Origin of the sequence: Clostridium sp. AM34-9AC (assembly GCF_003480225.1) — a bacterium.
GTDB lineage: Bacteria > Bacillota > Clostridia > Lachnospirales > Lachnospiraceae > Acetatifactor > Acetatifactor acetigignens.
Map to the genome: position 1 here is coordinate 18,319 of NZ_QUIU01000001.1, position 12,940 is coordinate 31,258.

Here is a 12,940-nt window from a genome sequence, read left to right on the forward strand (position 1 = left end):
TTTCACTAGGCTCTGGCCTTGCGCAGAGTCTTCTTATCCTTCTTCATGAAGAATACTATGGACAGACATGCAAGACCCAGAGACAGGAACCACTTCGGATGAATGGCATCTCCGGTCTTAGGAGTGCTGTCTGCGATTGTTCCGGCTGTCAGGTTGTTCGTATCCACATAGATCACATACGGTGAGAAATGCTCCGCCGTAAAGGTAATGCAGGATACTCCGGAAATCGTGGAGAACTTCGGTGTCAGCTTGTCTAACTTACTGTTCACCACTCCTGCCACCTTGTTGTTACCTGCATAGGTGATCAGAGAATCCGGGATCGGCAGGGTAATGCTGATGGACAAACCTGTAGTATCCGTGATCTTGTTATTGCCGGTGGAATCATAGAGACTGATATCCATCGGGAAATACTTGATGGCACTAATATCGTTGCCATACTCTGCCATCAGCGCCTTTACTACTTCCTCGGAAGCAGATGCGCTCTCAGTGATCTTGATCACAAAGTTATCGGAAGATCCGTTTACCGTAGCAGATACCACGCCGGTATTGGACAGACCGTTCTTGTCAATGACAACGGTGGTTCTGCCGCCGGAGACATTTCCTGTTGTAGTACTGTTCGGTCTTCTGTTGGAATTGGAATTCGTAGAATTACCGCTTCCGGTAGAAGTACTGGTTCTGTTGCCACTATTTGATTTTGCCGTATAGTTTGCAGTTACAGTTACATTTGCTTCCGGCATGGTGATTACTGTAGCAGACAATACCTTGCTGGCAATCTTCGTATTACCGGGATCAATGGACCAGCTGCTGAACTGCTGGTTTGCCGCAGGGTCATTCGCTACGATGATCGGCTGTGAACCTGCTATGTAGCTTCCGGATCCGGATCCGTTCTTAACAGTCAGGGTATACATCTTAGCTGTCGTACCGTTCGTTCCGGGGCTGGTACTGGTTCCCGGGCTGGTGCTGGTGCCGGGATTCGGACTGGTACCGGTTCCCGGGCTGGTCGTTCCACCGTTATTGGAACTACTGGCCTCATATACCGCATAGAAATCTGTATCTTCGGTAAGTGCCGTTGCAATATCCGGTAACCATTCCTTGAAAGTATATCCGCTGACCGTAGGAGTCTGAATGCTGGGTGCAACAGATCCCTTCTTGATCGTGGTCTGATAGAATACTTCCTTGGTCACGCTATTAATATAACGGATGACAATATCGTCTTCACTCAGAGCTTTGTATACTGCTCTGGTGGTAAAGGACTCTGTAATATTGGTCAGTTCTCTGTCCCATCCGGTGAAGACATAACCGTCTCTCACCAGATTGGAGGTATTGGGCAGATCCGCATCTGCGATGCTGCCGCCGGAGGACACTTTGATTTCCTTAATGACAGTACCATCCCAGTCTTCAAAGGTTACCGTCAGCTTGTTGGCATCGGGATCTTCCTTGCTGTACATAGCAGTAATTGTAACATCTGCTGTGATTTCACTGGGATCCGGATCCCAATACTGGAACACCTCTCCACTCTTACCTGCCGGAGTTGGAGGCGTTGCAGCTTCACCGCCCTTAACTCTCTGCTCTGCATCAGGTACCAGAGCATAGCTGCCTAATTCTTCATTCCAGTCTCTGAAGTTAACGGTAAAATACTCTACCAAGGGAGTAGTATCTACTGTAAAACCCTTTAACTTTGCGTAATTATACAAGTAACTGTTTTCCGGACTGCAGATCACCACATCCTCTGGTTTCGGATTTGCCTTGAGCAGATCATCAAATGCATGCTGGCCGATAAGGTTCAGATACTGACTCGCCTCCAACCGCTCCATACCGCTTTTCTTGAACGCATAATCTTCAATAGTGGTACAGGTAGTGGGCAGCTTAATCGTACGCATTTCCGCTGTATCTGCAAAGGCATATTCCGGCACCGTTGTAATCTTACTTTCCGTGAGATCGATTTCTCTCAGGGCATCACATCCCTGGAATGCTCTGGGTGCAATGGAAGTAACCCCTGCCAGTTCAGAAGGCTTTACATATTTACTGGTTCTGCCTTCCAGGCACTCAATAATCCTTGCTTTGGCACCGCCACTCATTCCATAAATAATGGAATTATCGCAGCTGAAATAATCGTTTCCTAAGAACGATACATTACTCAATTTGTCACATCCGGTAAAAGGAATCAGTCCCAGACTGTTGATCGTTCCGGACAATGTCACATCATTCAGGGCAGGACAATCCTTAAAGACATAGTCCCCGATGGAGCTCATATTTCCGGTGATATTGACCGTTTCCAGTTTCTCACAGCCCTCAAAAGCATTGGCTGCAATAGATGCTGTATTGCCAAGAATGTTAATTCCCTTCAAATGTGCTGCAGCTTTGGTACCGTCTGCACTTCTAAAGTCATTTACCTCGATGGCATCCAGACCGTATATCGTAACTGTCTTGTCTTCCTTAAGGCTTGCAGCATCTGCATCTTCTTTAGCTACAAACAGTCCGTCCTTAATCGCCTGGATACCTTCAGGTATTACAACATTCAGTGCGGAATCAATAAACTGCTGCTGATCCTCCGTCCTGGGCTCACCATTCAAATATTTGCTCAAGGCAGTTTTTGCCGCCTCTATCTGGGCAGCTGTAAGATAAGGATAGTTTGTTTCATTTGTATATCCGCTCAGTTGTGAAAAAGCAGGGAAATCGATCAGCTCGCTGACACCCTTTTCCTCATTGTACTGTACTACCAGATTGGTCGGCCAGCCGCTGCAATATCTGACATAAGTCTTCAGCTGACTGCTGTTATTATATCTTCCATCTTCACTCATGGCATACAGGTAAGGTGTGGAGCTCGGCGAAACTTCTCCGACAAAGGTAAGCTTTACCTTCGGAGAATTATCACTGTCGACTTCTACCTTTCCAGGGCAATTGCCTCTGTGCGCTGCTCCTGTATAATCCTGCGTTTTAAATGCATCTGTTCCTATTGCCACTGAACTGTTATTGAAGATCACCGTTGCCAGATTATGACATCCTTTGAAAGCGTTATCCCCTACAGATACAACACTGGCAGGCAGTGATACCATGGTCAGATTACAGTTGTTGGCAAAAGTATTGGCGTCAATATTATAAATATGATAAGGTCCGATAGGATCCGGGATCTCTAGCCTCGATACATTTTCTCCTACCGTACTGGATATCAGTACATTGTTGGAATTTACTACATAAGTAGATCTTCCTTTCTCCCCTGTCACATTCAGATCCTGAACCGTAAGTTCATATTTATTCAGGCTTTTATACTGATTTGCCTCGGAATCATAATCAATATAACTGAATGCAAAACAATGATCTCTGGTGAAGGTATGCAGTGTGGAATCATCCCTGCTTTCAAAGTAGAAGGTTCCGTTTACCGGATCTCCGGACAGCATATCCTTAAAGCAGTCAAAGCAATAGACATCCCCATCTTCTTTCTCCGTAAACGTCATCTGCTTGCTGCGGGCAGTAATGTGTCTCAGATTCTTACATCCCTTAAAGGCTGAAATATCCAGAGCTTCATTGTAACTCTCCGGGAAGGTCAGAGAAGAAAGGGTCTCACAGTTTTCAAATACATTCCACCCCAGCTCCTTCAAATTACTTGCACTGGTTCCGTCACCGGAATTGCACATTTCAAAATCACTTAAGAAACGGCATTCTGCGAAAGCATAATCTCCGATATACTTTACACTTATTGGTAAAGTAAAGCTTGTAAGGTTGGTACAGTTATAAAAGGCATGGTCTCCGATCTGACCGAGATTACATTTTTCCGGAATAGACACATCTCTCATACTGCCGCATCCGGCAAAAGCATAGTTGCCAATAACGGTAATACCATTACCAAACTCTACATCATTCAGACCTGTGCATTCATAAAAAGCATAGTTACCGATGCCTACCAAATCCTCTCCGATGATCAGCGTTCCGATATTACCGGCCTGTGCAAAGATACCCTTGGAAGCAGTTGCTGCTGTAATATAGCCTCCGTCTGTTGGAACACTCCATTTATTTGTATTTGTCAGGGCATCAAATGCAGAATCCAGGTACTGGTTGCCGATATATTTTACTTCCGCATCTTTGATCCACTGGTGATCACTGTCAGTTGCGATCGCATAATCGGCATATACTGCTGCGTTTCCCTTACCGTCCTCCGCACCATTTACGCTGGAACCGTTAGCTCCCTTGGAATAATAATAAAACTGTGTTAAAACATCCAGATCCTTCCATGCATTATCAGTAGCATAACAGGGTTTTATCTCTCCTACTTTATAAGTTTCTTCCTTCTGTTCATACAACTGCTTACCGGTAGCATCCACCAACGGTGTTTTCCCATCATCTTGATATCTTGGCTTGGTTATATCATCTACCATACGGGTGTATTCCGTTGTTGCTTCATAATAAAGTGGCTCCCCTTTTATGTTGGCTGCCACATAACCGTTACCGGTACCAAGGTTGCCGGTAGGCTGTATGTACGCATTTACTTTATTAGGGATCGTCAGCGTATTGTTCGGCAGAGTATTGTCCTTATTATACCCCAGCAGAATGGCTGACCATACACCGTTTACTGCCATATATGCGAACTGATAGTTGCTTCCGTCAGCATTCGTACTGGTGGTATAGATCGTTGTTCCCGAAGGAACTACAGGAATCAATGAATCCATAGTCGGGACATTGCTTCCAGCCTTCAGATCCGCTGCCTTCTCCGACGCATCTTTCCGGATGGATACCTTGTATTTTGCACTGCCGGAAGTATGTGTAGCGGCATGTGTATGTCCTGCCGCCTGTGCCACAGCATCTTCCTCCGCACGCAGTCCTTCCGTAGGAATCGCTGCCACTACGATCGCTGAGATCAGGAACAATGTTCCCAGGGTTTTCCTTACTGTCCTTTTTAATCTTCTGTTAGTCTTCTTTTTACCCTTAGTCATCCTTTACTCCTTTGTCGTCACCTTTTTGGCAACCACTACAAATCTGCCGTTTTTCTCCTGGTAATCACAGGTGGACAGTGTTAAAAGCTGGTCACCGAACGAAGCTGTGACTCCTGTGTCATATAATGACATCTCTGCCATATCATTCATATAGGAGTCAAATTCCTGCTCGCTCTGGGCGTCTATAAACTGATAATATTTAAATACGATTTCATCTTCACTATAGACCCGGGATCTGAATACATACATGATCTCATACAGGCCTTTTTCATAGATGGTGTCAAACTGTATGTAGGGATGTTTCTCACAATAGCTCTGTTCGCTGTATGAAGATAAGCTTCCGAACATCTGCCCGCTCTTCATATGATGTCCATATAAAATGAAGTTCGTGCTGGGCTTGAGCACATCACAGTCCTTGTCCATAAAAATGGATCCGTTCTTATCATACTCCTGATTCAGATTATGATCCAGATAATATTCATTATCCGTTGTCTGCATTACAGGGTAATCTATATTAGTATCGTCAATTTTTACCCATCCGATTAGTCTTTTGTTCTTATTTAATAAATTTTTATATTCATCCAGTACCGGAGGGGGCGTACTCTGCGTTTCATCCGCGGTGTAATGGATCACAGGATCCTGATTCTGACCGGTTTCCGGCTCTTTATCCTTCAATTCACTTAATTGCTTGTAATTATCGGCAGTACGGATGTTATACCAGTTATAAATTCCGAAATAGCCAAGGCATGCCACTGCGATCACACTGCAACAGACCACAAGAAGTTTCCTTCGTTTCTCCTGTTTTTTCAATTCTTCCTGAACGATTTTGTCAATCTCTGACTCGTCAAACTGCGGTTCTGCTTTCTTCTTCACAGAAGTCTTCTTTTTTGTTGTCGGCCTCTTTTTGGGAACTTTTTTATCAGGACTTTCTTTTTTTACAGTTTCTTTTTTCTTTGATGCTTCTTTTTTATTTTTGGGAGTTTGGGCCTTCCCGATTGTTTTTGTATTTTCTTTCTGAAGAAAATGTCCTTTCGCCGGAGATGTTTCCGGTACTTTTCCTTCCTGTCTTTGAATGTCCTCCGACAGCTCTTCCATGTAATCCTGTCCCAGAATACTATGGAATCTACACCTGCCGCTGCGGATCACTTCCAGCAGTTTCTTCTGATCTGCCAGGCTCATCTTCTTCGTCTGTACCCGAAGATTCTCGATCACCTGCTGATCCTTCAGGGCATTCTGATAATCCGCCTCCGTGCGGAACTTTCGCCCCTCTACCACATATATCTTCTGTGCCATCTATCTATCCTTAATTTAAAATCTGTCTTTTCACAATCTATGCATGTCTATATAGATATCTATATTTTACTATATCCAGAAATTATTGCAAGTCTTTTCCGGAAACATTGACAGGCTCCCCCGCATACAATAGAGCATAAATAAAATGTGGAGGCACTAAAAATGAGTGACTTAACTGCTACAAATTGCGGCTGCAATAATTCCTGCGGCAATAACAACTGTGGTAACGGTATCTTCGGCAACAGCTGCATCTGGATCATCCTGCTGCTGTTCTGCGGCGGTGGCTGCGGTAACAACAACGGCTGCGGACTGCTGGGCAACAACAATGGCTGCGGCGGCAATGACTGCTGTGAATGGCTGATCTGGATCCTGCTTCTGTCCTGCTTCTGCGGCGGTGGCTGCGGTAACAACAACGGTTGCGGTTGCTAATCTCTGATACTGCTTTCCGGGATCTCCCGGAGCTTTGTAGGCACGATCACTCCGGGGTACGGACTTTTCTGTACCCCGAAGTGATTGATCGGCATAAGCATGCTGCCGCTCTCATAAAATACTAGTAACTCTTTTGCAGGAAGGTATCGGTACATGGATGATAAGAGAATCGACAAGGCGGCGGCCTTTGACACATTATTCACTTCCAACCGCATTCAGATTCTGAAAATACTGGCTTATTATATGGATCCCCGGCTGCTGAAAGGACTTGCTGTTTACATAAAAATGTCGGAGTTGCAATACACGCTTACACTTTTTCGCAGGCATCCGGAGACTTCTCTGTGCATTGCTCCCTCTTCTGCAAACGAAGAAACTGCCACTGAACTGTGTAATGATCTCATACCCTTGTGCGACGAGACTCAGAAATCAGCTCTTCAACAAATCGTACAAATGATGGACAATATTCATAATTTCCAGGAAATGATGGAAATGGTGCAGACCATGCAGGAATTGTTCCCGGAGGGCTTCTCCGATCTCTCCGGCATGGATCCGTCTATGTTGTCCGGTCTTTTTTCCACTGCAAAATCAGACACAGGAGGTCAGAAAAATGGACTATTCCAAGACACCCCTCTGGATGCAGGATGATCTCGTGAAGGACATCCCCAGAGAAAAACTGGATTTTCTCTCGAAACTTTTTGCCCAGGGGCACGGTAAAACTCAAAAAGAAATGATGGCATTTCTCATGCCCGCCATGCGTAAAGCGAAACAGGAACACCTGACTTTTACCCCGCAGGAAATGCAGGCTGCCATCACCGCTATCAAAAAATACAGTACGGAATCGGAACTTCGTCAGATTGAAAATATTCTGGAGAAAAGCCGATCACAAAAAAATAACTCCCGGCAGACTTAATGTCTGTCAGGAGTTATTTTATTATTTGCCCATGGCTGAACTATTTTGCTACGATGTTGACGATTCTACCGGGAACATAGATTTCTTTTACAATGTTGCCGGTCAGCTTGTCACCCAGAGCTTCTTTTGCCATAGCGATGACGTTTTCCTTGGTCTCATCCTTGGAAACATTGATAGTCACACGCATCTTGCCGTTGACCTGAACACCGATCTCCACTACGTTCTCTACGGTCTTCTCTTCCTCGTACTCAGGCCATGCTGCCTGATACAGTCTGCCTTCGAATCCGGCAGTCTGCCACAGTTCCTCGGTGATATGAGGAGCCACGGGGTTCAGCAGAGTAAGCAGTGTCTTGTATTCGCCTCTGGTAATAGAGTTCTTCTTGTAGAACTCATTGATCAGGGACATCATAGCCGCGATGGCGGTGTTGTACTTCAGGTTCTCGAAATCGCTGCTGACCTTCTTGATGGTCTGGTGCATCTTGGTCTCCAGATCTGCGCTGTAGCCTTCCTCGGATGTCAGAATATCCTGTAACTTCCATACTCTCTCCAGGAATCTGCGGCAGCCCTTTACGCCTTCCTCACTCCAGGAAGCGCTCAGATCAAAAGCGCCGATGAACATCTCATAGGTACGCAGAGTATCTGCACCGTAATCCTGTACGATGTCATCCGGGTTTACAACGTTGCCACGGGACTTGGACATCTTCTCGCCGTTGGAGCCAAGGATCATACCGTGGCTGGTTCTCTTCTGGTAAGGTTCGGGAGTAGGTACTACGCCCTGATCATACAGGAACTTATGCCAGAAACGGGAGTACAGCAGATGCAGTGTGGTATGTTCCATACCGCCGTTGTACCAGTCAACCGGCAGCCAGTACTTCAATGCTTCAGGACTTGCCAGTGCCTTGTCATTGTGAGGATCGGTATAACGCAGGTAATACCAGGAAGAACCTGCCCACTGAGGCATGGTATCGGTCTCTCTCTTTGCCGGACCGCCACAGCAGGGACAGGTGGTATTTACCCAGTCAGTCATGGCAGCCAGAGGAGATTCTCCGGTATCGGTAGGCATGTAGCTCTCTACATCGGGTAACTGCAGAGGAAGTTCGCTCTCATCAATGGGAACATATCCGCACTTATCGCAATGTACGATAGGGATCGGCTCACCCCAGTAACGCTGTCTGGAGAATACCCAGTCTCTTAATTTATAATTGGTCTTGCGGTTACCGATGCCCTTCTCTTCCAGATAGTTCATGATCTTCTCTTTGGCTTCTGCCACAGACAGACCGTTCAGGAAATCGGAATTCACGAGAGTACCGTCAGCCACATCGGTATATACAGCTTCTTCTACGCTGACAGGGCTTCCTGCAACAACTTCAATGATAGGCATACCGAATTTCTTCGCGAACTCCCAGTCTCTCTCATCGTGGGCAGGAACTGCCATGATAGCGCCGGTACCGTAAGTCATCAGTACATAATCGGATACCCAAACAGGGATTTCCTTGCCATTCACGGGGTTGGTAGCGGTCAGGCCCTGAATGCAGACACCGGTCTTATCCTTTGCCAGTTCGGTACGTTCAAAATCGGACTTCTTCGCAGCCATCTCGCGATATGCCACGATGTCATCCCAGTTCTTGATCTCATCTTTATATTTATCCAGAACAGGATGCTCCGGAGATACTACCATGTAAGTAACCCCGAACAGAGTATCCGGTCTGGTGGTGTAAATGCGCAGCTTCTCATCCTTGCCTGTCAGGGTGAAATCAACCTCGGCACCCTGGGACTTACCGATCCAGTTCTTCTGGGAGACTTTGACACGCTCGATATAATCTACGGTATCCAGTCCCTGGATCAGCTTGTCAGCATATTCGGTGATCTTTAACATCCACTGGCTCTTGACCTTACGGATGACTTCGGAACCGCAACGTTCGCAGACGCCGTTCACTACTTCCTCATTTGCCAGACCTACCTTACAGGAGGTACACCAGTTGATAGGCATCTCCGTTTTGTAAGCCAGTCCTGCCTTGAACAGCTTTAAGAAGATCCACTGGGTCCAGTGATAATACTCGGGATCTGTGGTGTTGATCTCTCTGTCCCAGTCGAAAGAATAACCTAAGGAATGCAGCTGATTCTTGAATCTTGCCACGTTGTTCTTGGTTACGATCTTGGGATGGATATGATTCTTGATCGCGTAGTTCTCGGTAGGGAGACCGAATGCATCCCATCCCATGGGATACAGCACATTATAGCCCTGCATTCTGCGCTTACGTGCTACGATATCCAGTGCAGTATAAGGTCTCGGATGACCTACATGTAATCCCTGTCCTGAAGGATAAGGGAACTCTACCAGTGCGTAATATTTGGGCTTGGAGAAATCGTCGGAAGTCTTGAATGCTTTTTCATCATCCCAGACAGTCTGCCATTTTTTCTCTACCTCTCTGTGATTGTAAGGTACTGCCATAATTATTTCCTCCTAAACTATGAGAAGCTTTCTATTTAAATTTTTTGTTCTCAAGTCGTTAAAAAACTATCGATTATTTTATCGTGTTTTCCCGATACTGTCAAGGACTGCGGCTCTATCCGCATGGTTTTTTGCATATTTTCGTCTGCCGGGGCATATGCTGTATACGAGAGGTGATGAATCATGTTTGCATGGATCACATTACTGATCAATCTGATGCAGCGATATCGATGATATTTACTGCACAATACCGAAAAAGAGACCGGAAAGCCAACCGGTCTCTTTTTGTTGTGTATGTTATGTAATTACTCGTTAGTCTTCTGCATTGTTCTCCGCAACCTTTGCTGCTCTGGCCGCTACTTCCTTCTCCTGTACGTCGGAAGGTGCCTGCTCGTAACGAGCGAATTCATAGGAATAATCCCCTCTGCCTCCGGTCATGGAACGCAGATCTGTGCAATAACCGAATAATCCGCTCATGGGAATATCCGCTTCGATGATCTGCTTGCCGCCGCTCATGGGTGTCATGCCCAGCACCCGGCCTCTTCTCTTGTTCAGATCTCCCATGATGTCTCCGGTATAGGCATCCGGCACGGTAACCTTTAAGGACATGATGGGCTCCAACAGAACGGGGCCTGCTTCCATGACACCTTTCTTGAAAGCCTGGATAGCCGCGGTCTTAAATGCCATTTCCGAAGAATCTACCGGATGATAGGATCCATCATACAGTACCGCTTTGACACCGACTACCGGGTAGGCCGCCAGAGGTCCTCTGCCTACGGATTCCTGAATACCTTTTTCCACCGCAGGGAAGAAATTCTTCGGTACCGCGCCACCTACGACTTCTGTTGCGAACTCATAGGGTTTGGTCAGATCGCCGGAAGGTGAAAAACGCATTTTTACATGACCGTACTGACCGTGTCCTCCGGACTGTTTCTTGTACTTATATTCCACATCGGACTGTTTCTTGATAGTCTCTTTGTATGCGATCTTCGGTCTGGACAGCTCGATCTCTACTTTGTATTCGTTTAACAGACGGCTGACCACGATATCCAGGTGCTGGTCACCCATGCCGTAAAGTAAGGTCTGGCGGTTCTCCGCATCGTTCACCACCCGGATGGTCAGATCTTCATGAGTCATCTTCTGCAATGCCTGGGATATCTTATCCACATCCGCCTTGTTCTTCGGCTTATACCGCATGTAGGTATAGGGAGTGGAAATATCGAACTTGCCGTATTTAATAGTCGTTGCCTTGGTCGAGAGACTGTTGCCGGTTCTCGCTGCGGTCAGTTTCGCCAGTGCTCCGATATCTCCGGCATGCAGTTCGCTGACTTCAATGGGCTTATTGCCCTGCAGTACATAGATTTTGCCGATCTTTTCCTCAATGTCACGGTCTACGTTGTACAGCAGGTCGTCGGTCTTAAGTACACCGGAGTTTACCTTGATCAGAGAGTATTTTCCGATGAAAGGATCCACTATGGTCTTCCAGATATAGGCGGATTTTGCCTTGGCGAAATCGTAATCCGCATGGTAAATCTCATTGGTCTTTAAATTGATGCCCGCCACTTCTCTGTTCTCGGGGCTGGGCATGTATTTGACAATATCATCTAACAGTGTGTACATACCCTGACACAGGATGTTGGAACCCATGGTCATGGGAACGATGCTGCCATCGCAGACATTTGTACGGAGTGCTGCACGGATCTCTGCCTCAGAGAAGGTCTCTCCGCCGAAATACCGCTCCATGAATTCTTCACTGGTCTCGGCTACGGCTTCCATCAGAGTATCACGGCAGATCTGCAGGTTGGCCTGGCTGTAATCCGGTACCTCACAGGGAACAACTTCCTTACCCTCCCAGCGGTTACCGCTCTCAGTGATAACATTGATGTATCCTACGAATTTCTCGTTCTCACGGATTGGCAGATGAAACGGTGCCATCTTCTTGCCGTACAGATTAGTCATATCTTCCACTACCTGACGGAAGGAGGCATTATCCACGTCCATGTTGGAGACATAGATAAAACGGGGCAGCTTGTATTTCTCGCAAAGCTCCCATGCCTTCTGGGTGCCGACTTCGATGCCGGACTTGCCGTTAACTACTATGATGGCTGCTCCTGCGGCACTGACTGCCTCTTCCACTTCTCCCACGAAATCAAAATAACCCGGTGTATCAATAATATTGATCTTGTATCCTTCCCACTCAATGGGGATCACGGAGGTACTGATAGAGAAATGACGTTTCTGTTCTTCTTTACTGTAATCACTGAGGGTATTACCGTCATCTACCTTGCCCATACGGGAGGTGATACCGGACAGATAACCAAAGGCTTCTGCAAGACTGGTCTTGCCACTGCCGCCATGGCCCAGTAATACTACGTTACGGATCTTGTCTGTTGTGTAAATATTCATATCCCATCCTCCATTTATTCTGCATTTTGGGTATTTTGTCCAGCCGTTGGATTGGATTTTTAACCCCTTACGTGTATTTTACTAAATATATGCTTCTATTACAAGTAAATATTGTTAATTATTTCATATTTTTGTAAGTTGTCAGAACTTTGCAGCATGAATAATTGGACAAGACAGGTAAATTGAGAGTTAGTGAAACAAATCCACGAACGCCCATGGCGGACGGAATGTCCTTCCTCGATGTAAGGTCTCCCGGTGGGAATTTTCTGACGAAAAGTGAGTAGCGGTTCTAAACCGCACGGGCACGGCTCCAGTTGCCATCCATGGCAACGTCCGCCTGTCGCGAACGTCCTGTTCGCTCCACCCTGTTTTTCTACACTTTTCGAGAAAATATCACCACCTCCCGACAAACATCCTCGGAAGGACATTCCGTCCGCCATGGGCGTTCTGCATTTTGGAAAGTTTTAAAAAAACAGTAGCCCCGGCTGGGTATAAGAATAAGCAGTGCCGTAAGCAGACGTC

The 12,940-nt window shown here is 46.4% G+C and carries 7 protein-coding genes; 3 read left to right on the forward strand and 4 right to left on the reverse strand.

All coding sequences use genetic code 11. The annotated features are described in order from the left end of the window. Positions 1-5 precede the first annotated feature (5 nt). Together DW835_RS00050 and srtB are read right to left on the reverse strand one after the other, a co-directional pair. Positions 6-4,928 carry a leucine-rich repeat protein gene (locus DW835_RS00050; protein WP_118669627.1) on the reverse strand — a complete coding sequence of 1,641 codons (4,923 nt, stop codon included), beginning with the start codon at positions 4,926-4,928 and terminating at the stop codon, positions 6-8. 3 nt (positions 4,929-4,931) lie between these two features. Further along, positions 4,932-6,221 (reverse strand): class B sortase, encoded by a 1,290-nt coding sequence (gene srtB, locus DW835_RS00055; protein WP_117569203.1) that lies wholly within the window; start codon positions 6,219-6,221, stop codon positions 4,932-4,934. Positions 6,222-6,383: 162 nt separating this feature from the next. On the opposite strand from srtB, the gene DW835_RS00060 reads away from it, so the two are divergent. From DW835_RS00060 to DW835_RS00070, 3 genes are all read left to right on the forward strand, one after another. Beyond that, positions 6,384-6,650 carry a chorion class high-cysteine HCB protein 13 gene (locus DW835_RS00060; RefSeq protein ID WP_117467173.1) on the forward strand — a complete coding sequence of 89 codons (267 nt, stop codon included), beginning with the start codon at positions 6,384-6,386 and terminating at the stop codon, positions 6,648-6,650. A 153-nt stretch (positions 6,651-6,803) separates the two neighbouring features. After that, positions 6,804-7,295, forward strand: a complete 492-nt coding sequence (locus tag DW835_RS00065; protein ID WP_118669626.1) for a hypothetical protein — start codon at positions 6,804-6,806, stop codon at positions 7,293-7,295. Continuing rightward, on the forward strand, positions 7,258-7,560 hold the full coding sequence (locus DW835_RS00070) for a hypothetical protein (protein ID WP_118669625.1): 303 nt from the start codon (positions 7,258-7,260) through the stop codon (positions 7,558-7,560). The genes DW835_RS00065 and DW835_RS00070 overlap by 38 nt, the downstream gene beginning before the upstream one ends. A 40-nt stretch (positions 7,561-7,600) precedes the next feature. Here the strand turns inward: DW835_RS00070 and leuS are convergent, their stop codons facing one another. Then, entirely contained in the window at positions 7,601-10,012 is a 2,412-nt protein-coding gene (gene leuS, locus DW835_RS00075; RefSeq protein WP_118669624.1) for a leucine--tRNA ligase, read from the reverse strand. A 312-nt stretch (positions 10,013-10,324) separates the two neighbouring features. Beyond that, complete coding sequence (locus DW835_RS00080; RefSeq protein ID WP_118539978.1) at positions 10,325-12,418, reverse strand: elongation factor G; 2,094 nt, start codon at positions 12,416-12,418, stop codon at positions 10,325-10,327. Positions 12,419-12,940: the final 522 nt, after the last annotated feature.

Coding starts and splice junctions, on each gene's coding strand:
- DW835_RS00070 (WP_118669625.1), top strand. CDS start 7,258: ATGGACTATTCCAAGACACCCCTCTGGATGCAGGATGATCTCGTGAAG.
- DW835_RS00065 (WP_118669626.1), top strand. CDS start 6,804: ATGGATGATAAGAGAATCGACAAGGCGGCGGCCTTTGACACATTATTC.
- DW835_RS00050 (WP_118669627.1), bottom strand. CDS start 4,928: ATGACTAAGGGTAAAAAGAAGACTAACAGAAGATTAAAAAGGACAGTA.
- DW835_RS00060 (WP_117467173.1), top strand. CDS start 6,384: ATGAGTGACTTAACTGCTACAAATTGCGGCTGCAATAATTCCTGCGGC.
- DW835_RS00080 (WP_118539978.1), bottom strand. CDS start 12,418: ATGAATATTTACACAACAGACAAGATCCGTAACGTAGTATTACTGGGC.
- leuS (WP_118669624.1), bottom strand. CDS start 10,012: ATGGCAGTACCTTACAATCACAGAGAGGTAGAGAAAAAATGGCAGACT.
- srtB (WP_117569203.1), bottom strand. CDS start 6,221: ATGGCACAGAAGATATATGTGGTAGAGGGGCGAAAGTTCCGCACGGAG.